The sequence below is a fragment of the Proteiniphilum sp. UBA5384 genome (assembly GCF_002410825.1).
GTDB lineage: Bacteria > Bacteroidota > Bacteroidia > Bacteroidales > Dysgonomonadaceae > Proteiniphilum.
Genome location: NZ_DHOS01000042.1, coordinates 23672 through 46054, shown reverse-complemented (window position 1 = coordinate 46054; position 22383 = coordinate 23672). Strand labels below are relative to the sequence as shown.

The window sequence follows — 22383 nt, the reverse complement described above, 5'->3', positions numbered from 1 at the left end:
GCGATGGTTCAGTGGGCATTTTCTACAGTAATCTCCTTCTCGAGTCGAATTATTTTCCCTGAACTCGTAACACCTTCGCCTACGACCTGATAAGTAGTCGGCATATCAGCAGAATAAAACTCCACTAACGCATCACCTGCTTTGGAGAATTGCACATCGGGCTTCCAAAAGATAGTCGTGCGAAGATCGGGGAAGGACGAATCTTGCTGCTCTTGGGTCTCATAAGTCGGCATGTAAAACTCTGCGGGGAGCTGATAGCCCAAAGGTTTTATCCTGTCAATATTCATTGATTTATTATTTTTTTGCACAAACCCTTTTTTTGTTGTAATCACCACAGCACCATCGGTACCGGGATGATAGCCCAACATGCCTATATTATCCCTTAAGACGAACAAGTTATCGACAGCACTAACATCAAGCGCATCAAGCTGATCGAAGAAGTCTTCATAAGGGATATCATCAATAACAAACAACACGGGATTCTCTGAACGGGTGGTAGTGACCTTGTCGGATCTGACAATAATGCCGGGTGAGGAAAGCAGCAATGAACGCAAACTGCTTACCTTACGCTTTTCAATCTCCTCGGCCGTAATCAATCCGGTAGCATAGATAGGGGAATAGAATTTCGACTCGGCATATTTTTCTAGCCTTCGCGCCGTTACGGTCACCTCTTCCAACATGATTGTCCGAATGCCATATTTTGTGCTATATTCTTCATTAGCCTTTTGCAGATAAGCGTCAAAATCATCTGTCGCCTGCCCATTCGATAAAGGTCGTACGGGAATAGTGGAGAATGTATAATCAGGAAAAGTCACAGGATCTATGTTGATCAGATTATTCCTGCCTCCTTTTTTACTGAGGGACTGCACCGTAATTTCGGTACCTTCGGGATACTCCACCTTAAACATAAAACGTCCTTTCGCATCCGCCTTCGTTGTTTCTCCGCTGTATAGCGAATCCAGAGTGGCATACAGGCTGATATCTCCTTCTTTCAATCCCCCGAACAAGATTTCCGCCTTCCCACTAATCTCCTGAAATTGCTCGGGAGAAAACTGCTCCGGCAAAGTTATTTTCCCCTGAATGACATTGGGAATATCATACCTTCTCCATCCCTGCGTCATCATCAATGCATCAAGTGCATCTTCATCCGCAATAGTATACCCTTTAAAATAAGCGGCAGGCGATTCTATAAAACCTTTCAACTCAGACGAAAGTAAAAGGGTAGAGAGCATATTGGTAGTTGTGTCCTGATGAACGCTGTTTTTATCAGTCACAGCTATTGCTATATTGTCAGCGAAGGCTATGGTATCTGAATCCGTCAATCGCAGCCTGAGACGGATGAGTTGCCTCCGTTTATATGTCGGGGATGATAATTGAGTATCCAAAGCAGCGACATCATCCGGATCCAAATTAAACACCAACCGTTCGCTGAGAATTTCATTCTTACTATTCAACAAGAGAATACTTATGATACCGGTCGGAAAATCATGAACAGCAAAGGAAAAGGATTTCGATAAATCCCTCCAAAGCTGATGGAAATAGACTATGCCTTTGTTATGTACCAGGATATATATGGAATCATCCGGAGCCGCATTGCCTCTTAACATTGAAACCACAAGCCGGTTTTCTGCATTAATCCCGGCTGAGATTGTCCTTGAGCGAAGGTCGGGTACAGGAAGCTCTATCCGTTTAGTATCGCTGTTTCTCGTTCTGCAGAGAGCGTAATACGTTTCATTTGTTTCGGGAATAAAATCAAAAAAACCCATTCCAAATTTCAAAGAGGCGAATTTTGCCATCTCCTCATCTTTGGAATTGAACAGGATGCCGGTTACCTCCTCACTTAGTCCCGAAGGATTAATGGCTTTAAACCCTACCCGGCATGTCTGACCGGGAACCAGATATCCTCCTTCGGGATGGAAGGTGATATTAAAATCGTTTGTATCATACGGCATCGGATAATACCGATTGTATTTTCTCCTGTCATTCACAATCCCCAACAACAAGGTCCTGTTCCGTTTTTTTGTCATTGTGAAATCCCAATTAAAATTGCCATTGTCTTTGGGTGAAATCGTTTTAGCTGTTTCATCCGAAAGTTTCAAAGTAACAATTTCGGGAATGACGGTATCTCCATTAGCGGGATTGATAAACCTAAAATTCACACTGACCTTGTTTCCATTTACGGCAAAATCGGAAATAGGCTCAATTTGCAGGGAATACGGATCTAACACATGGATTGTTTTCTTGAAAAAAGCCTCATTTCCCTGGTTTCGCATATACCGGGTATAGGCTCTCAAAGTATAACTTCCTTCTGGGAGTTCTTCATCCAAATCGAGATAGCCCGAATATACACCCATATTGTCGGGTTTTATTTTAATTCGCTGTATCAACTGGTCGAATGGATTGAAGAGTTCGACATATACATATCTACTTAAAAAAGCGGGTATATGAGTAGTCGCTTCCACCAGATGGCTTCGGAGCCAGATCCGTTCACCCGATAAATAAACAGACTTATCGGTCTGGACGTAGATTTTTTCATGAGGCCATTCTGTAAGTTGCTCTATAAGCCGACCAGCTACTTCATCCGGCATCTGTGCAAAAACAAGTCCGGTAATATTAATAATGAAAAGGATGGAGATTAATTTTTGCATTGTACATGGAATTTATTATCAACCGCCAACACAAATATAACGCATTTTTCCGACAAGAACATGGACTTCGAAAGATTTTAATTCCAACAGCGATAGTCCCTTTTTTTATCTTATCAGACTTCTTACTTTTTTAAGTAGTGAAAATGATAATTTTTTGTATTTTTGTTTTAATATGTGCAGGAAAAATATTTTTACGTTTCAGCACGCTGGCGTCATCATTGCATCCGGAGCACAAAAATTTTATTCATTTTTTAGGTATTACTGCAATGAAAAAAAACCTTGTTCTCATCTCTCTGGGCTTGTTATTTCTAACAACAGGTTGTAAAATCAACAGTACAAAAAAAGAATTACCGAGAATTGCCATCGCAGGGCTAGCCATTGAATCCAGCACATTTTCACCGGCAGTGACCCACGAAGAAGCATTTAACGCAAGTGTAGGCGAAGATATCTTTTCCTACTATTCATTTTGGTCTCCTGACACGGGGATTATTAACCGTGCCAAATGGTTACCCACCCTCTATGGTCATGCTATGCCTGGAGGTATTGTCACTCGTGGAGCATATGAATCATTGGTGACTAAGACTTTGGTTCTGTTGAAAGAGGCCCTGCCTTTGGATGGGATTTTTTTCGATATTCATGGTGCGATGAGTGTACAGGGACTAGACGATCCCGAGGGAGATTTTCTGATGCGTATCCGTGATGTAGTGGGTACCAACGTAATAATTTCAGCATCAATGGATCCGCATGGCAGTGTATCACCCCGGCTGGCACAGAATCTTGATCTGATTACCAGCTACCGGCTTTCACCCCACGAGGATGCTGTAGAGACAAAAAAACGGGCTATCATCAATTTGCTCGACAGATTAGAACGGGGTAAAGGAAAACCGGCTTATAAAGCGTGGATTCGTGTTCCTATACTACTCCCGGGTGAACAGACCAGTACCCGTATCGAACCGGGCAAGACCCTTACCGGGCAAATCCCCGCCTTGCTTGATGATGATAAGGTCATTGATGCTTCGGTATGGCTGTCTTACCCTTGGGCCGACGAGCCACGCAACAGTGCCGTTGTAATGGCTTATGGAGATGATCGGGAAGCTGTAGGTAAAGCAGCCGAAAAATTAGCCGTTTATTTTTGGAGTGCGCGGTCAGCATTTGACTTCGTAGCGCCAACCACATATCTGGATGATGCTTTGGCTCAAGCGTTGGCAAGCGATAAAAAACCGTTTATCATCAGCGACATGGGAGACAATCCTACTGCCGGTGGTGCCGGGGATGTCACCTGGACATTGCATGAACTTTTCAAGCGGTCCGAATTCCGGTCGCCTGATGGCAAAACGTTGATTTATGCCTCCATTCCCGGTCCGGAATTGGTCAAACAAGCCATTGAAGCCGGCGTCGGCGGACAGGTAGATGGAATGGCCGGTGCCGCAGTGGACAATCGTTACGCGCCACCCATCCGGTTAAAAGGGGAAGTGACCGCCATCAACGAAGATAAGGGTAATTCCAAAGTGGTGGTGAAAAGCGGTAATATCTACACCATTGTAACCGAAAAGAGAACGGCCTATCATTACGAGAAAAATTTCACCGATCTGGGATTGAATCCTCGGGAAACCGATATTCTGGTGGTAAAGATAGGATACCTCGTACCCGATTTGTATGACATGCGCGCCGACTGGGTGATGGCGCTCACACCCGGAGGAGTGGATCAGGACTTGGCACGACTGCCCTACAAACGGGTTCAACGCCCCATCTACCCTCTCGATCCCAATATGGCTGACCCTGATTTGAGTGCAGTTTTCATTCCATTGTCGGACGAAATAAAAAGATAAAGGAGTAGAAGAAGTATTGTGGAAAAGCGATATAGCAGGATAATTTATAGAGTGGAATAATGACCAAAAAGGAACGTTATAAGAAAGTAATCGACTGGTTCCTGGAGAATGCGGAATCGGCTGAAACAGAGTTGCATTATCAAAACGATTATCAACTATTAGTGGCGGTGATACTCTCCGCTCAATGTACCGACAAGCGGGTAAATATGATCACACCGGCTTTATTCGAGGCATTCCCCACACCGGAAGTGATGGCCGTTTCAACACCCGAAGCAGTCTTCGAGTACATCAGATCTTGCTCCTACCCCAACAATAAGGCAAAGAATCTGGTGGGGATGGCGAAAAAACTCATCTCAGACTTTGGAGGAGAAGTGCCGAATGATATCGACTCTCTGCTTACCATCCCCGGCGTGGGCCGTAAGACTGCCAATGTGATGCTGGCCGTGGCGTTCGACAAACCGGCCATGCCGGTGGATACCCATGTCTTTCGGGTAGCCAACCGCATCGGGTTGACGAACAATTCCAAAACACCGCTCGAAACAGAACGGGAACTGGTGAAGCATATCCCGGCAGAATTGCTTTCAAAAGCGCACCACTGGCTTATCCTGCATGGACGGTACATCTGCGTAGCGCGAAAGCCCAAATGCGAGATATGCGGCCTCAGTCCCTGGTGCAAGTACTATAAGAAACCTTAACATTTCCATCATACACGGGAAATGCCGATATCCTTAGACGTGCGGCTCCCATCGGGATTAAAGTAATCTCCTCGGTCTTTTCCGCAAAGGTCCTGTTTTCCTTGATGGGCAATTCACCCGTCAACCCGTACTCATCTATTTTCCACTGAGGTAGCTTTTTCCCTTTGGCTTTGATCTCGATAGGCGTACTTTCCACAGTGAAAGGAAAATTATCGGAAGGCCATGCGGTCTTTACCACTTCAAAGTTTTCCTCCAACGAGACAGAATCATCTATTACTAATCCATAGTTCCAATCGCTGCCTGGGTAAATCTCATAACTGGGCCATTGGGACGGATCGGCGTTCTTTTGCCATTTGGAATCGCCTATCGCTGTTTCCACGCTGCTTACCTCCTTGTAATCTTCTTTGATCTTCAGAGAGAATGTCAACGGCCCATAATGGATGCTACGACTATCCTGATTGGCGTGCCATACCGACTGGGACAATTTCATCGGCACATTCAAAACAATTTCATCACCGTTTCTCCATTCCCGTTCTATACATACATATTTACCGGTTGCTAATTTTTCGGCAGCGACTTTCCCGTTGATGGACAGGGATGGTTCTGATGCCCACGTCGGTACCCTGAGATAGAGAGGAAACCCAACTTTACCGGATGTTTTAATCCTGAACCGGATCGATTCTTCAAAAGGATAATTGGTCTCTTCGATAATCTCCACAGCTTTGCCACCCGCCACTTTTACTTTCGCCTCACACATGCCATAAATAGCCGCGGCAATACCGTTATCGGGCGTAGCCATGATAAGATGCTCGATAAAGTAAGGCCATCCCTGCCCATGATTATGCTGGCAGCAACGGCTGCTGAACGGGTTCATCGCCAGGAAGGGGCCCCGGTTATCGATTCCGGGATGATGATTTTCCGAGTCGCTGACGGTATGGTTGGGAGACGTAATGTACCGCAACGATTTAAAGTCGGGCATCACCGATGCCGGATAGGAGTTGAACGCCACCTCTTCACAATGCTCCGCCCAAAAGGGATCACCTGTCATTTGCAATAACAATTCATTGGACGCCATCTGTTCCACGAACCCACAGGTCTCTGTCCCCTGTCTCGGATCGATATATCCCATCCTCGCATTCTCATCTGCGCCAAACATACCTCCCGGGACCTGCCCAAATGTATTCCGGATTAAATGATGCACGTTATACGTAGCCATTAAATCGGCGGAGTCTTTGGAAAGCATATAATAAGTGGCCGGTTCCCTGAAACATTGGGCGATGTTCACATTGTGCCAATTGGGCAATGTAGAACGCTGTCTCCAGTCGGCGGTATTCCGGTCCGTTTTCTCTGCCAATTCCAGAAGGAATTGATCTCCCGTAATATTATAAAGCCAAAAAATACTCCACAGGTTATCTCCACCACGGCTGTTCTCCCAATAGTCTTTCAGGAACATTTCTTCCGGCAGCGCCAACTGCCAGCGGAAATAGCGGGTCATCAAGTCAATAACCCGCTGGTCACCGGAATACTCGTAATAAGATTGCAGGCACCAGATCATGATCATATTCCCCCACAAGTCGGGTTTCCCGTTCCGTTCGATATAGGGGCCAAAATAGCCATCCTCCCTTTGGCTTTTAAATACAGCCTCGATCCATACCTTCACCTCGTCGATCATCTCCTTGTCGCCGAGAATATAAGCCATATTGCCAAACCCTTTCAACCAGTAGGGAACCTCTTCCCATCCGTAGTCGTTGCCGGTTCCCAGCCACGCATTATTTTCTTTGTCGAGCCATGCGCTTATTTCGCCCAGCCGGCCGTTGAGCCCTTCCTTTTGCAATTCAAGAAAGTGCAATATCCATCCCTTCGGTTTCACGTCGCCAACCGGCAGTTTGATAAAATGACGCGGCAACAATGGCGCCTTATTTTGTATATAGTTGGGGTTGAAAGCTTGGGTATTCGGCCTATCCACGATGGTGATCTTTATTTTATCCGCGGAGAATGCGGAAAGGGAGACCAACAAAAACAAACAGGCTAAAAACCTGTTTCCGGTTTTTAAATTTTTCATACGACTGAAATTATTTATTTTTTTCCAACAACCTCTGTTCCAACACCTTCATAAAGTAGCCCCCAACCACGGCTCTGGCTTTAAAATTCATCCTCTTTGCCGTTTTAGTATCATGCCAATCGCTGATAGGCACACGTGAGGGAGTTTCATTGGCATATATATAGACAAGATCAACCAGTGCATCGAAATCACTCCTTTCACCGGTGAGTGTTGCGCTCCATATAATCCAGTCCGTTTTTGTATAAGTGGCACGGTTATCAAGGGGCAATCCATACTCATTTTGTTGCGTGAGATAATAAGCCACCTCCTTGCGGGCAATCTCCGGATCAAACAGGTTGAATCCCAACAAACGGTCCCATACCAGGTTATATTTCTGGCTCCAGGTTCCTTCCCTGTCGAAAGTAAGCTTGTAGTGGTCACCGTCGCGTGCCATCTTCTCCCATTCAACCGCCATCTCTCCGGCGATTCCCAGGTATTTTTCCGCTACGTCGGTTTTATCCAACAGCGCAGCCAGCTTCCCGTAAGAGGCAATCCCCATGATCGCCTTGATCGAGAGGTTCGCATTATGGGCAAAATGTCCGGCAAAATCATCGGTACAGAGTTGGTTGTCAGGATCCAAACCCTCTTCCAGCAGGTAATCGGTCCAAGTGGTCAAAACATCCCAATGTTGGGCAGCATAATCGGCGTTGCCTTCCATTTCGGCAATAGCTGCCGCCAGGATCAACATATTTCCCGACTCTTCTATCGGCATGTCACCCCCGTATGTCTGTCCGTTGGCAAGCGGATAAGTGCCCACATCATGCGCTGCAAATGGTTTCGTCCATTTTCCGCTTTCACTGAAGTAAAAAATATGGTTCATCAATCCCTTGGCCAATTCAGGATTATAGATGAGGAACAGCGGAGAAGAAGGATAAGTTATGTCCACCGTACCAATAGAACCGTTACTATTATTTTCTTTCGAGAGGAACAGGAGCGTACCGTTTTCGTCCTTTACGAGCTTATGTGCTGCGATCGCCTGACGGTAAGCCAGTGAAGTCAGTTCGGCGTATTTCTTTCCTCCCGCTTTTTCGGCTTCCGCCATCATGGATCGGTTGAATTCGTCACAACGTTTCATGATGGATGCATAATCGGTCTCAGCACTTTTAAATGCCCCGAAAATATCCACAGAGCCATCTTTCGTCCAATAACCTTTCAGATTTTCCCCAAAATATTGTATCGAGTAAACATCGTCGTATCCGAGCATTACAAAACCGGTTTTCATATCAGAAGCCACTTGTCCCAGATCGCGGCTGTATGCAAGTACCGTCATCTCTTTCGTCATGTTGGGAGAGAGCTCCTCCGGCAACACATCAGAAATCCGTCCATCCTCTTGAAAAGCACCTTTGGTATCCCAGTAATTGCCAAAATTCAGGACAGCACCGTCATTGGCTGTCCCGGTCAGGTAAAAATAGCCCCAATCGATTCTCACATCGTCTCCGGCTTTCTGCAGGATAGGTTGTTCAACCGTACCTGTCTTCAGGAAAATTCGTCCCTCTTTTTCGATTTTTTCGAAATCGACCGGCTGGCCTTCATCATTAACCGCCCATTGAGGTGTCGCTTCAAAATAAACCTGCACATCGTGGGCTGCCTCATCCTTCGATTTCACCTGATAACTGATGTAGCTGACCGGACGTGATATGAGATCCAGATCATCCAACAGCAACGGAGTCGTGAAGATAACATCCAAATCCACCGGACCGCAGTCGAAAGTATACACTGTTTGTGTTGGCAATACGCTTACCGATTTCTGTTCCGCGGTCATATTGAACGACACTTTGCTTTCTTCTTTCTCATACAGGCCGAAATCCACATAAGCGCCTCCCGTCCTGTTATGACCATGCACAGTGATGATATTCTCACCTTTTTTGAGCGTAGCCTTCACCTCTTCCGAAAGTTCAACTACTACGCTATAGTTCCATGAATAACCGGTTTTTATCACCTCTACCCCATTCACAAACAGTTCAAAATCATCATCATGTGAATAATGGAGGTAGACCGGTTTGCCGCTTAGGTCCTCATCCAGGTTGAACGTCCGTCTCACCCATATATCTTTGGTTTCCCACAGGGTGGAGAGGTAAGGTTCATCCTTTGTACCAAACGCCGATTTACCCGTGTTCCATGACGCATCATTGAACTCGAGTGATTTCCACGACTCACCCGCAGGTTTGTCAAAAGTATACTTCCCTTCCCATTGCTCTTCCCGTACTGTCGAAAGGAGCGGCTTCAATGGTAAATTCTCCTTACCCATAAATCGGTACACTTCGCCATCCACCCTTAAAGCGCCCATCAGCGGAAATTCTTTGTCGGTCCAATGCCTTGTTTGATCATCATACAGTTTATCCGTATACGCCCAGGCATTAAAATAAGGATCAACCGTGACCAGCGGATAGGCCGGGGCACGAAGCTCTGTGTTAATATCTGTAGTAATTACAGGAGTGCTTCCTCCATTTTGCTGACAGCCACACAAAATAAAAATAGAAAAGAGGAATACTCCTAAGAAGTTTTTATTCATACTTTTTAAAATTAAATAAATTCAACAATGCGTCCAGTTCGAAAATTGTTGCCGCTTTTTGACTGGCATAAATAATGATAAAAGGTAATAATATGAAGACATTAGAAAAAATTTGGACTAACTCCGAATGAGATAGTCCGAATTTTTTATTTAAAGTGTCAGTTATTCTTTTACCGTAAACATACTGATGCACCAGCAATAATTGCCAGCAGAAAAACCAATCAATTACACTTCGTTATCTTCTTCTTTGTATTTTATAAATTCTTTTGCAAATTTATATGAATTTATTTACATATCCATATTTTACTTCAAAAAAAACTGAAAGATAATTACTTACCTAATATATTGCATATTTCCTGATTTACTTTTTTCACTCTCTGCTCATCCACCTTCACCAATTTCCTGTCGTAAGTCATCAATCCATTTACTTCTACTTCCACATCGGTGGTCTGCGTATACACAGCGGCGGAGAACCCCTGGCGGATCAAATGTTTGAGTTGTTCGGCATATTTGACATATTCATCGGTCACCTCTTTGGCGCTGTTGAGCTGCACATACCCCCAGTTACGGTCCGGTTCCCAAAGATGTTCCTTGTTGGCCCATCCTATACCACCATACTCACCCAGCACTGTAGCGCGTTGCGCATCATACAGATAGAGTTGCGGAGCAGGATATTGGTGCAGGTCGAGTATGTCTCCCACGGTGTAATGGTTACCCCCGCTGGCAGGATTTACTAAACGCGAAGGATCATATTGTTTTGTCCATTCGGCAATTTCCGGTGTTTTGAATTGTCCCCATGCTTCGTTAAAGGGTACCCACACGCCTATCGACGGATAAGAATAGAGATAATCGATGATCTCTTTCCATTCTTTGCGGTAATTGGCTTCCGATTCGGCAGAACGCATCCGTTCCGCACCCTCGAAATATTTGCGCATCTGCCATTCAGGACTCCTGTCGCCATTCGGCATATCCTGCCATACGATTATCCCGTGACGGTCGCAATGAGTGTACCAACGTGCCGGCTCCACCTTCACATGCTTACGGATCATATTGAATCCAAAATCCTTGGTCTTCACCACATCATACTCCAATGCTTCGTCGGTGGGGGCAGTATAGAGTCCGTCGGGCCACCAACCCTGATCGAGCGGTCCGAAATGGAAAAGATCCTTGTTATTGAGTTGTAAACGTACAATGCCCTTGTCATCTCTTTTCATGGAATATTTACGCATGGCCGCATAACTTTCCACTTTATCCAGTTGCCGGGTGCCATCCCAAAGGATGATCTCCAGGTCATAAAGATGAGGATCATCAGGCGACCAGAGTTTTACATTTTCCGGCATCGTGATCTCCACCAGCTGGTTGTTGATGGCCTGCCCGGTTGCTACTACACGGGAGCCGTCCTTTACTTTCACCTCTACCTTAGCAGCAGAAGTGCACACATTCGTGATAGCCTGAACTGCCAATATATTTTTATCGACATCAGGTGTAATCTTGATATTTTCGATATGCGTTTCGGGTACCGGTTCCAACCATACCGTCTGCCAGATCCCGGTTACCGGCGTATACCAGATACCTTCCGGTTTGTTCACCTGTTTTCCGCGGGGTTGATACCCCTCGTCAGTGGAGTCCCACACTTTTACGACGAGCGTATTATTGCCGTTTGTTAAAGCAGGCGTAATGTCGAAAGAGAAAGGGGTATATCCACCGGTATGTTGTCCTACTTTCACACCGTTCACCCATACGTCCGCTTTCCAGTCCACCGCCCCAAAGTGAAGAAGCACTTTATTATTTTTCCATTTTGAAGGTATGGTAAATTCGCGTTGGTACCATAACTCATTGTCGCTGCCCACCCGTTTTTGTACTCCGGAGAGACTCGATTCCACGGCAAACGGTACCAGAATCTGTCCATCGAAATTGGCCGGTTTTTGTTTTCCTACAGGGAGGATGGCATACTCCCACAACCCGTTTAAATTCTGCCACTCACCGCGCTCCAGAATGGGTCTTGGATACTCGGGCAAGACATTATTCACATCAATTTGAGATGCCCACCGGGTCTTAATCTTATCTCCGGCCGGTTGCCACTGCGCAGAGATAGAAAAGGTTATCACGAATAAAATTAATAAAACTAACTTGGATTTCATATTGATATTATTTTTACATAATAAATACAATCGGATTCATGAAAACAGGTATTCACAAACGAATAAAAAATTCATTCTTTTAGAGGCTACCACATCACTCTGAATCCTCATAACATTTTATTGAATTGCATTACCTCAACTGCACAATCTTTGAATACACAGCCTGATCGGCACCTTTTGTCCTTACACCTACTCTCGCATAAAGGTATTTTGCAGCAGCGAAATCACCATTTTCGGACATATCCATTGACAAGCTCAACTTGTCCGGCTGCAAATCTCTAAAATCCTTCCGGGCAATATAGGAGACATCATCCACAAAGGAGGTTTTACTGACCAATAAAGAGATATAATCCATCTCTGCCGTATTGACTATCTGGTTCACTTCAAACGAAGCATTCATAACGGCACCATTCAACGATATTGTTTCATTGGAAATGGTAAAATAGGGAGTAACCTCCACTTCCACACTGGTAGTGCCTCTAAGATTGATAACAATCGTATCTCTCTCGTTCACCCAAGGTCCGTTCTGATTGCGAGTGACCAGTTTATATTCACCATCAAAAAGGCGAGCCTGAAAGTTCCCGTCTTGTTTCACATACACCGGAATATTATCCCTAAGTTCATAACCATCCTGATAAAGCTGCAGTTGTACGGCTTCCCCTGTACCTCGCAAGCCCAAGGGCTCCCCTTTATAGGTTACTTTACCCGACAATATTGAATCCGGCGCATCATAGTTGTCCAATCCACAAGCTGCAAGTATCGTTCCCACAGCCATTAATATCAAAAAATATTTATAACGTTTCATATTGATTATCTTTTTGATTCTGTACTCATTCATATTATTGGTATGGGTTTTTCACCAGTTTAGGATTATTATTGATCCACCCCTGATCGATGAAATTATAATAATTCCTCATTTGAAAATACCTAGGATAAGGGGACATGTGAATCTTAACTTTTTCAAAAACCCATTTAGCATGATTTTCGTTGCCCGGTTGATTAATAAGATAAGGGAATAGTCCCCATTGTTGGGCTTTGGGATCATCCTGAATCCCATTCCAGACAGTATGGGCTAATCTCCACCTTTTCAAATCCCAATAGCGATGATCCTCAAATGCGAATTCGGTTCTCCTTTCCCTGACAATATCATCAAAAGTAATAGATTCCAAATTCTGGATTCCGGCCCTACCACGAACCATATTAATGTAATTCAAAGCTTTACCAGACTCTCCTAATTCCAATGAAGCCTCCGCTGCAATAAGTACTGCTTCGGCAAAGCGGAATCGAGGGAACCACATTTCACTTCTACGTCCACGTGTGGAAGCGCTCGGCGTTTCATCCAAAAATTTCCGGAAGAAAAAACCGGATTTATTGATGAATTGGTCATTGGTCATATTAGGACCATTCACAGAGGTAATCAATATATCATTTGCATCTCTTCTTCCCGGATCACTGGTGAGGGTTTTCCATTCATTATTCTCCCAATACTTTTGTCCCGCCTGCAATACTACTGGTGACCCTTTAAAATCTGCACCGGGATAAATTATCGAACCCCAAAGCCTTGGATCTTTATTTGCAAAAGCATCTTCGGGATTGTTATAATAGACGTAATTGCCGGCAGCATCTTTTATCCTGATTTGCCCATCGCGATCATCAATATATTCAAAATCTTCTACTAAATTCAATATGGGACCGGCATAGGCACGATCAATATCTTCCGCATGTGAAGGAGGAATGTTAGCCTGGGTGAATCCATTGGTTTGTCCCGGATATTTGTAATCACGTGCCCAAATAACTTCCTTGTTATTCTCCTTAACTGAAAGAGCTTCATAAAAATTACGTCCTCTATCGTCGGGTTTAGAGAGTTGCAGTTCATATTGACCACTGTTTATCACCTCCTCAGCCGCCAAGAGAGCTGTTTCATAAAAACCTTTCGCCAAATTGGCAGGAATACCGACCTCTCCTCCCGGTGTTTGAATCGGAGCCGACATTTTGTTATTGTAGTTGGCAATCGATCCCGCATACACAGCCGCTCTTGCTTTTAACATCAAGGCTGCCCATTTGGTAGCCCTTGCAGCGTTGACAGACGGTTCTGTAGGCAGTATATTTTTAATCGCCTCACACTCGGAAATGATATATTCATACAGGTCTGCTTCTGTAGAACGAGGATATTGCATGGTTGTGATATCCATCCCAGGTGTATAGTCAAACACTTCATCACCCACTATGGGCATTCCGCCCATTCCTCGTACCATGTTAAAATAAAGCCAAGCCCTGATAAAACGGGCTTCACCTTCCAGTTGATCCCGTGTTTTATCATCCAACACTGTCGATGCCCGTACTCCTTTCAAGAATTGGTTCAGATTACGAAGTAAGGTATAATCATATACTCTCCACCGATCATTCTCGAACTCTTGACGGTTATCGGGACCACCATCCGATTTGGAGGCTTCGTCCAAAATCGTGTATAAATAGGTATCATCAATATGTTGCCCCCAGGTTATTCTTCCATAAAAGTTTGACAACACCGATTTGATCATTATAGCATCACCGAATACTTCATCTTCAGAGAGAATGGTATCCGGATCCCTATCCAGGAAATCAGAACAACTGCTAAACGAAAAAAGCATTATGGCTAAAGCCATGAATATATTTCTTATTTTCATAATTTTCAAAATTTGAGTGTTAAACCAAGGTTCATAATCCTCATTGTAGGATATGCCAATCCATTCGTTTCCTGTATTTCAGGATCGACACCATTCAGGTTCGTAAAACCGAACAAGTTTTGACCGGCAAAATAAATACGCAGGTCAGAGATGGATGCCTTATTCACAATCGATTTGGGAAGAGTATAGCCAAACTCCAAGTTTCTCAACTTGATATATTTTACATTTTTCTTCCAGAATGTACTGTTCCAGTAGTTGCTATGGCTACTATTACCAATCAACAGCATAGGATATTTACCGGGAATCATTTCACTATTGGCATCCCATATATCAGCTAAATGCCATGTATTATCCATATAATATTGTGGGTTATTGCCTCCATCATGAAACGGATTTCTCTGTTCCCACTCCTGATACCAAGTTGACATACTTCCTCCGGTCAAATCGAATGCCAAATCAAATCCTTTCCACAAAAATGAGAAATTGAGTCCGAAATTCAAGATGGGAGTTGAATCCTGACGATATCCTATCGGCCGTTCATCCAACCAGTTAATAACCCCATCTCCGTTAATATCCTTGTATTTTATATCTCCGGGGCGGAGGGTTCTATTACCTTGGCGGTCGTTATCAATAGGCCATGAAGCAATCTCTTCCCAACTCTTGAACTGTCCGTCGGCTTCGAGTCCCCAATTGAGATACCCAAATCGGTGATGGATTGAGTTACGATACACATGCCAGGAGTTTCCGAAACGGGGTTTATACTGGTCCCAATCATAAAACCTTGAATAAGTGACATTAGCGCCGATTGAATAGTTCAACTCATTTATCTGGTCTTTCCAATTCACTGCAAAGTCATACCCCTTATGCATGTCCGAATTCAAATTCTCACGAGGAAGGCTGAATCCCACTTCCGAAGGTAACAAGATGTCATACCTCGACGCAGGCAATCCCTTCCGCAATCTCCGGAAAAAATCAAACGATCCTGACAGTTTCCCATCAAGCGCACTTGCGTCAAAACCCACGTCCAAGATTCTCGCCTTAATCCATGACAAGGTAGTCACCGGAAGCCCGCGAGGTACTGTTCCAATGGTATATGCTCCATCTATAACGGAACCTCCATTTTTATAGGTATAACCTCCAAGATAATCAAAAGCATTATATCCACTCACATTATCATCTCCCAACAGTCCGTATGAAGCTCTTAATTTCAAGTCACTGAATACATTTGATACTTTGCTGTTGCGCCAAAAGTTTTCTTCTGAAATTCTCCATCCTACTGAACCGGAAGGAAAGAATCCCCAACGATGACCCGGAGGAAATTTCCATGATCCATCATAACGCCCAGAGAACTCTATCAGGTATTTGTTGGCATAATCATAGTTGATTCGTCCCATGTATCCCAACCGTGCCTGCGTATTGTTTCCCGTGTCATCATAGGTGTCCATGGTTTCATAATCTATCAGGTATAAGGCGTTAGATGTAGGAATAGAGTGCACCCATGTATTTGGCGTATCCCTTTTTATTGTTTCCATACCTAAAACGGCAGCTATACTGTGATCCGCTATTTTCTTATTATATGACAGCTGTATATTGGATGTCACTTCTTCTACGTATCCCTGCGTTCTTTCCCGCCACGGATTATTGTTTTCAAAAATAACCGGATAGGTATTGCTATCTTCGTCATATCCATACAATTTATAGGTGTATTCGTGATTATCCACTCGGTGATTCGCCAAATAATAACTTGCCAAAGCCCGAGCCTTCAATCCATCGATAATTTCATATTCAGCCTCAAAATTCAATTGTACGACTCTCCAGGTATCTTCAAATTTCCCCGCCAAGTCATAATTCAACCAGGCGAAGTTAGTTCCCGGATTGGTAGATGTCAATGTGGGGTATAAAGGATTATCGTTCGCATAAGGTCTTTTGGTAGGTAAATTCCGATAGGTAGCAAATCGAGGCATCCAATAATCGTCAACTTCCGGCACACCCGGATTCACCCGTTTTTCTATGCGTCCGTTCATGCCTCCCCCTATTTTAAACCGGTCTGTGACATTGGCATTCACATTCATCTGCACGTTGGTACGTTCAAATCCTCCGTAATTAACAATGATTGCATCTTGTTGCAGATTTCCAACACTTAAATAATAGTTGATTTTGTCAGACCCTCCGGAGACATTGGCATTGATATAGGTTTGTGGTGAGACCTCCCAGATATAATCATGCCAATCAAAAGGAACATAGCCTTTCTCGGTACCTTTTTTCCACTTTTCATAATCTTCCTTTGAATAAGTGTAGTTAGATACACCCTGCACGGTTTGTGACTGGATATAATTCCGAATATAGGTAGAGGCATTCGCCGGCTTAGGAAAATCGTACAGGCTCTGCCATCCATAGTAAGCATTAAAGGTTACCGTATTTTTTGTATCTCGTATTCCTTTCTTGGTAGTTACCACAACTACTCCATTGGCAGCTCGCACACCGTAAATTGAAGCAGATGCATCTTTCAATATGGAAATAGATTCAATATCATTAAAATCTATGTTGTTGAATTGACCTTCATCTGACTGGATTCCGTCAATCACATATAATGGAGTTCCCATATTCCTGATTTGGATAGCTGTTCCTGCCCCTGGTCTTCCGTCGGGTTGACGGGAATTGACGCCTGCAATTTTACCAACCAATGCTCCGGAAGAAGTAGAAGATTTTGATCTTTTGATATCTTCGGCACCTATCACCGCTATCGCGGAGGTGAGAGATTCTTTCCTTTGAGCGAGTCCAAATCCCGTCACCACTACTTCGCTCAAGACTTCTGCATCATCTAATAGAATAATATCCAATTTACGTCTCCCGTTCAAGTTTACAACTTGGTTTTTCATTCCCACATAAGAAACTTCCAGTATCGCATTCGGAGCAATATTCGACAATGTAAAAATACCATCTATGTCGGTAATAGTACCAACAGCCGTTCCTTGTAATTGGATAGTTACACCCACAAGAGGGTCACCATTTTCATCGACCACAGTACCACTCACATCTATATTTTGAGCAATAACCACAAAACATAACATCCCGAAAAAAACAGACATTATGCATTTTTTCAACTTCAACGAATTCTTTTTTTTCATCCTTCATTTTTGTTTAGATTAAAAAATAATAAAATTTCAACATCTTATTTTATTCTTGCTTAACAATTTAGCAATTTATATAGCCCACACTTTAGAAGAATTTCCTATAGTAGAATGAAGTGTTTGGGGCACTTACCTTAATTAATAGTAATACATACGTGTTTAGATAACCAAAAGTAGACTTTCTAAATCCTGAAGCAAAAAAATTAAAGTTGACAATTATTCCAAATCGATTGATTTTTATTAACTTTGCCAAAGCATAGTCACTTTAAAATATTTGATAAATGAATGTTGAACCGACGGAAAAATTAAGCAGGAGGCATATCGGACGGAATGTACAAAGGGTACGTATGTATTTTGGCGTCAAGCAGGAAACATTGGCCTCTGATTTAGGAATCAGCCAGCCTGAAGTGTCGAAAATCGAACAGCAGGATGAAATAGAAGAAGGGCTATTATCCCAAATTGCCGATGTATTGGGTGTATCTCCGGAGATAATCAGGGACTTTGATGTTGAGAAGGCCATTTACAATATCAACAATATCAGGGATAATACTTTTGAACAGGGTTTTACATCAATTTCTCAAGTTGAACATGGTGCTACGTCTATTACTCAACAAATTAACAATCCGTTAGACAAAATAGTAGAATTATATGAGCGTTTACTGAAAAGTGAAAGGGAAAAAATTGAGCTATTGAAAAATAGATAATATTATTACCTTTGTTAAAAATAAACTTAGATTAATTATGGGAACCGACACCTACACGAATACCTTGCATATAGGAAGAAAAATCGAAAGGGTACGCCGTCTGCGCGGAATGACTCAAACAGATTTGGGAGACTTGTTGGGAGTAACAAAGCAGGCTGTCTCAAAAATGGAGCAGACTGAAAAAATAGATGATGATAAACTGAAACAGATATCTGAAGCTTTGGGTGTTACCGAAGAGGGATTGAAAAAATTTACCGAAGAAACTGTCTTATATTATACCAATAATTTTTATGAGAATTCACATGTAAATGCTTCAAATATTGGACCTATCAGCAATGTAGAAAATCTCAATCACTTTTCAATGGAACAAGCCGTAAAACTATTTGAGGAGTTATTAAAGATTGAAAGAGAGAAATTTGAGTCTTTAAAAAGGAAGAAAGAATAGCAGTTTATAAAAGAAAGGAGTTGGATTGTCGGAGCCTGAATTTACAATAGACGGAGGCTTCTTCACTGTATCTTTTAAACGTTCTACGGGCAATGGCATAGGGAATGACATTGTAAAATCAAAGGGTTCAAACGAAGATATTGTTTATGAACTGATAAAAGGTAATAAAAGCAATAGGCGAGAAAAATTTCGGACTATCTCATGAATGCGATAGCCCGAAATTTCTATTTATGGAACCAGTCAATCTTGCACAGTAAATTTATAGATACAGCGACTGGTATATTTTTCTCCCGGTTTCAGATAGGGCGACGGCCAATCGGGTTTATTGGGTGAATCGGGATATTTCTGCGTTTCCAGGCAAATTGCATGGCGTTTGCCATAGACAGCGCCATTCTTGCCGGTTACCGTTCCGTCGAGGAAGTTTCCGGCATATACTTGCACACCCGGTTCAATGGTATATACCTCCAGTTGAATGCCGGTAGCGGGTGAATAAACCGAAGCTGCCAATTGTGAAATATCACCCTTAGTGTTCAGCACCCAATTATGGTCATAGCCGTCACCATTTTTCAACTGATCGAAATCATACTGGTTGATCCGCTCACCTACAGCGGTAGGTGTCCTGAAATCCATCGGCGTACCTTCCACCTTTTCAATCTTACCGGTCGTCATAAATGTATCATCCACCGGAGTATATTCATCCGCATTGATCATCAACAGGTCATCGAGGATGGTGTTGTTTGCATCACCCGACAAATTAAAATAGGAGTGATTGGTCAGGTTCACCACTGTCTCCTTGTCTGTTTCCGCTTCATACTGCAAATCGAGCGCATTGTCATTCGTCAATGTGATCGTCACCTTCACATTCAGATTTCCGGGAAACCCTGCTTCACCGTCTTTCGACAGGTAGGTCAGTACAACTGATTGTTCATTGGGCTGGGTAGCATTAAAAACCTTCGTGTCGAACCCTTCCGGTCCACCATGCAGTGTATGTCCGAAATTATTCTGTGGCAACTCATATTCCACTCCGTCCACGGTAATTTTTCCGTGTGCGATCCGGTTACCATACCGGCCGATAGTAGCACCAAAATTATTATCTACATTGATATAGTCCTCTATGTTATCGAACCCGAGCACTACATCCTGTAAATTGCCATCCCTGTCGGGTACCATCACCGATACGATCCGGCCACCGTAATTGGTGACGGCCACTTCTGCCCCATTCGTGTTTTTCAGCACGTAAAGGCTGACAGAATCACCGTCTACCTCTGCCTGAAAGTCACTTTTCTTCAACCCCGAGAGTGTTGTTTCCTCTGCGGGAACCTCTTTTTGTTTGTTGGTGCATCCGGCTACGGCAATAATTGCCAAAAGCAGGACCAATCGATTGAATTTTATCATTTTCTCTTTATATTTAATAAATTCCTTCACAAATTTACATGAATTTATTTACGTATCGATGATTTACTTCAATAAAAATTTTTCGGTTCTTCCGGGAGAAAGCAATTCCCACAAGGATGCCACTGTCCATCCCGGCGCAAAGATATCATTATAAAACCCTTTGCCGTTCTTGCCGTAGTCCCAATTGGTATGCTGTACCACTTCGGGATAATATCCCGTTTTGGCTACACCGCACAGGTGATTTTCAAACGGCAGGAGCTGGCGCATGGAGGTAGAGATGACTTTTACAAAATTGTTAAACCGAGGTTCATCGTATCTTTTTGAGAGCCAGTTCAACACCGAACCAAATTCAAAAACAAACACATCGATATGGTTGTTTTCCACCGACACATTCCCCCATCCTCTGGTTTTCAAACCGATATCACCAATCATCTGTCCGGGGGCGAAAGGCACATCCCACATATAGTACCACGAAAGAGCGAAATAAGAAGCCTGCCGACACAGGTCGGCGTAGTGTTGCTGTTCATTCCCTTTGGAGACCAAAGCCAGGTAATACATGGCTGTTGCAGCATACAGTGAGGCCTCCTTGTCTTCGCAATTGGCATCGAGTGTGGAAGAGAAGTAATCTGCCTTGGAGATAATTTCCCTTTCCAGGTAACCTCCGGTTTTCTTAGCGGCAGCCAGGTATTCCTTGTCATTGAAATACCTATATGCCATCACCAGTGGCAGCGTTACCGAAGGCGTGCTTCCTCCGCTTTCATCCGCTATAGAGAAGTCATCATTGAATTTCCGGGGAAAACTTCCGTCGCTCTTTTGTAAAAGCAATATTTGTTGCAGGAGCGTTTTCAATTTACTCTCCCATTCAGGATGTTTCCGACCGTTCTCCTTTTCATATTGAAGAAAATGAAACATCGCATATATGCCTTCAGATTGACGGCGGATACTATGATTGATGGTATTACCTTTGGGTTTATTATCCTCAAAATTCACAAATTCACGGAAAAACCCGCCGGGTGTAAAACCATGCTCCAGATAGCTTTCGAAAACGGCATAACTGTTGGATACCAGTTCGGAGCGATCATGTTGCAACCCATATTCCAACGCATTAAAAGCATTCAGCAGCACCCTTCCCACAAAACCGATCTCGGCACGTCCGAGACTTTCACAGGTAGCCACCACCATTGCTTCGCCCGAGTTGAACTTCAGAGGATAATCGCTCACAAAGCTTTGGGTGAAGAACCCGGTCATGGTTTCTTTCACAAAATCATCGCTGAAAGGAGTTTCCACCGGTTCAGGGCGCCAGGTATCATAGCTGTAGTCCCATAATTGCCTGATAAGACCTGAGAAATCCGTTGCCTTGCCCGATTGCAAGAGCCACGTCAATTGAATCGATTCGCCCTTTCCCAGATGTTGGAACGCCTCTACAGGTGGTGCCAGTGTCAGTTTCCGGATATAAGTCTTCGGCGTTTCATAATAAGGAAAACCAAAAGAGAGATTGGCACTGTTGTCTACATTTTCAAATCCGGTATAACCGATCGATGTTTTACCGGATACAATCACTTCACCTTCTTTATGGGTTGTCAGTGCCTCGTGTGTAAAATCATCCATCCGCATGACCGACAGATAGTCTCCGGTTTTCTCATTGAAAACAGCTGTCATCGGCACACTTAAACGATCTTCACGTACCGTCCAGCTGTCGGATGTATGAAAAGAAGGGGCTTCTTTGGGTGAACGCAGATTGCGGCGGTACCAAAATCCCGGCATATAGAATTGGCAATCATTGTGGGAGTACGAAGTATTGATTCGCTGCTTGAAGTTAAAATAGACATCTTCATTGGCTTGGATCACTACTTCCATCGAATTGCCTTTTATAGTCCGGGTAATGATAACCGGAATATCCTTATCTGCTTTTAATTGAATTGATTGTTCTCCGGCAGCTCCTTTCAAAGGATAATTAATTGCATCGTTACCGGGTATTTTCAGCGCTATTGAAGCATCTATATTGGTTAGAGGAACCTGGGCAATGATATATCCTCCATTGAGCAGACACAAGACAGCAACAAAATATAAAATGATTCTTTTGATTTGCATACTATACATTATATAAACTCTACTA

The 22383-nt window shown here is 43.5% G+C and carries 13 protein-coding genes; 4 read left to right on the top strand and 9 right to left on the bottom strand.

Annotation, left to right across the window (positions count from 1 at the left end; genetic code table 11):
• Nucleotides 1-8: 8 nt before the first annotated feature.
• Nucleotides 9-2648 carry an MG2 domain-containing protein gene (locus B4G81_RS08660; protein WP_294081593.1) on the bottom strand — a complete coding sequence of 880 codons (2640 nt, stop codon included), beginning with the start codon at nucleotides 2646-2648 and terminating at the stop codon, nucleotides 9-11.
• A gap of 266 nt (nucleotides 2649-2914) precedes the next feature.
• On the opposite strand from B4G81_RS08660, the gene B4G81_RS08655 reads away from it, so the two are divergent.
• Nucleotides 2915-4477, top strand: a complete 1563-nt coding sequence (locus B4G81_RS08655) for a M81 family metallopeptidase (RefSeq protein ID WP_294081592.1) — start codon at nucleotides 2915-2917, stop codon at nucleotides 4475-4477.
• A gap of 59 nt (nucleotides 4478-4536) precedes the next feature.
• Nucleotides 4537-5172 (top strand): endonuclease III, encoded by a 636-nt coding sequence (gene nth / locus B4G81_RS08650; protein WP_294081591.1) that lies wholly within the window; start codon nucleotides 4537-4539, stop codon nucleotides 5170-5172.
• On the opposite strand, the gene B4G81_RS08645 is transcribed toward nth, so the two are convergent.
• From B4G81_RS08645 to B4G81_RS08620, 6 genes are all read right to left on the bottom strand, one after another.
• Nucleotides 5138-7234: a beta-L-arabinofuranosidase domain-containing protein gene (locus B4G81_RS08645; protein WP_294081590.1), complete on the bottom strand. Its 2097-nt coding sequence runs from the start codon at nucleotides 7232-7234 to the stop codon at nucleotides 5138-5140. The genes nth and B4G81_RS08645 overlap by 35 nt on opposite strands.
• 10 nt (nucleotides 7235-7244) lie before the next feature.
• The gene (locus B4G81_RS08640; protein ID WP_294081589.1) at nucleotides 7245-9785 is read right to left on the bottom strand and encodes a glutaminase family protein; all 2541 of its coding nucleotides are present in this window, start codon (nucleotides 9783-9785) and stop codon (nucleotides 7245-7247) included.
• Nucleotides 9786-10114: 329 nt separating this feature from the next.
• Nucleotides 10115-11926: a glycoside hydrolase family 2 protein gene (locus tag B4G81_RS08635; RefSeq protein ID WP_294081588.1), complete on the bottom strand. Its 1812-nt coding sequence runs from the start codon at nucleotides 11924-11926 to the stop codon at nucleotides 10115-10117.
• Between the two features lie 130 nt (nucleotides 11927-12056).
• Entirely contained in the window at nucleotides 12057-12731 is a 675-nt protein-coding gene (locus B4G81_RS08630; RefSeq protein ID WP_294081587.1) for a DUF3823 domain-containing protein, read from the bottom strand.
• Between the two features lie 34 nt (nucleotides 12732-12765).
• Nucleotides 12766-14592, bottom strand: coding sequence for a RagB/SusD family nutrient uptake outer membrane protein (locus B4G81_RS08625; RefSeq protein WP_294081586.1), 1827 nt, complete (start codon nucleotides 14590-14592; stop codon nucleotides 12766-12768).
• 5 nt (nucleotides 14593-14597) lie between these two features.
• Nucleotides 14598-17681: a SusC/RagA family TonB-linked outer membrane protein gene (locus B4G81_RS08620; protein WP_414703186.1), complete on the bottom strand. Its 3084-nt coding sequence runs from the start codon at nucleotides 17679-17681 to the stop codon at nucleotides 14598-14600.
• A gap of 323 nt (nucleotides 17682-18004) precedes the next feature.
• On the opposite strand from B4G81_RS08620, the gene B4G81_RS08615 reads away from it, so the two are divergent.
• Together B4G81_RS08615 and B4G81_RS08610 are read left to right on the top strand one after the other, a co-directional pair.
• A complete protein-coding gene (locus B4G81_RS08615) occupies nucleotides 18005-18427 on the top strand; it encodes a helix-turn-helix domain-containing protein (RefSeq protein ID WP_294081584.1) in 423 nt (140 codons plus the stop codon).
• Nucleotides 18428-18464: 37 nt separating this feature from the next.
• On the top strand, nucleotides 18465-18872 hold the full coding sequence (locus B4G81_RS08610) for a helix-turn-helix domain-containing protein (protein WP_294081583.1): 408 nt from the start codon (nucleotides 18465-18467) through the stop codon (nucleotides 18870-18872).
• A gap of 240 nt (nucleotides 18873-19112) precedes the next feature.
• On the opposite strand, the gene B4G81_RS08605 is transcribed toward B4G81_RS08610, so the two are convergent.
• Complete coding sequence (locus tag B4G81_RS08605; protein ID WP_294081582.1) at nucleotides 19113-20267, bottom strand: aldose epimerase family protein; 1155 nt, start codon at nucleotides 20265-20267, stop codon at nucleotides 19113-19115.
• A gap of 63 nt (nucleotides 20268-20330) precedes the next feature.
• Complete coding sequence (locus B4G81_RS08600; protein ID WP_414703185.1) at nucleotides 20331-22367, bottom strand: hypothetical protein; 2037 nt, start codon at nucleotides 22365-22367, stop codon at nucleotides 20331-20333.
• Nucleotides 22368-22383 lie beyond the last annotated feature (16 nt).

What these genes read in the sequence shown, in the direction of transcription:
- B4G81_RS08660 (WP_294081593.1), bottom strand. Translation starts at nt 2,648, where the DNA reads ATGCAAAAATTAATCTCCATCCTTTTCATTATTAATATTACCGGACTT.
- B4G81_RS08655 (WP_294081592.1), top strand. Translation starts at nt 2,915, where the DNA reads ATGAAAAAAAACCTTGTTCTCATCTCTCTGGGCTTGTTATTTCTAACA.
- nth (WP_294081591.1), top strand. Translation starts at nt 4,537, where the DNA reads ATGACCAAAAAGGAACGTTATAAGAAAGTAATCGACTGGTTCCTGGAG.
- B4G81_RS08645 (WP_294081590.1), bottom strand. Translation starts at nt 7,234, where the DNA reads ATGAAAAATTTAAAAACCGGAAACAGGTTTTTAGCCTGTTTGTTTTTG.
- B4G81_RS08640 (WP_294081589.1), bottom strand. Translation starts at nt 9,785, where the DNA reads ATGAATAAAAACTTCTTAGGAGTATTCCTCTTTTCTATTTTTATTTTG.
- B4G81_RS08635 (WP_294081588.1), bottom strand. Translation starts at nt 11,926, where the DNA reads ATGAAATCCAAGTTAGTTTTATTAATTTTATTCGTGATAACCTTTTCT.
- B4G81_RS08630 (WP_294081587.1), bottom strand. Translation starts at nt 12,731, where the DNA reads ATGAAACGTTATAAATATTTTTTGATATTAATGGCTGTGGGAACGATA.
- B4G81_RS08625 (WP_294081586.1), bottom strand. Translation starts at nt 14,592, where the DNA reads ATGAAAATAAGAAATATATTCATGGCTTTAGCCATAATGCTTTTTTCG.
- B4G81_RS08620 (WP_414703186.1), bottom strand. Translation starts at nt 17,681, where the DNA reads ATGTCTGTTTTTTTCGGGATGTTATGTTTTGTGGTTATTGCTCAAAAT.
- B4G81_RS08615 (WP_294081584.1), top strand. Translation starts at nt 18,005, where the DNA reads ATGAATGTTGAACCGACGGAAAAATTAAGCAGGAGGCATATCGGACGG.
- B4G81_RS08610 (WP_294081583.1), top strand. Translation starts at nt 18,465, where the DNA reads ATGGGAACCGACACCTACACGAATACCTTGCATATAGGAAGAAAAATC.
- B4G81_RS08605 (WP_294081582.1), bottom strand. Translation starts at nt 20,267, where the DNA reads ATGATAAAATTCAATCGATTGGTCCTGCTTTTGGCAATTATTGCCGTA.
- B4G81_RS08600 (WP_414703185.1), bottom strand. Translation starts at nt 22,367, where the DNA reads ATGTATAGTATGCAAATCAAAAGAATCATTTTATATTTTGTTGCTGTC.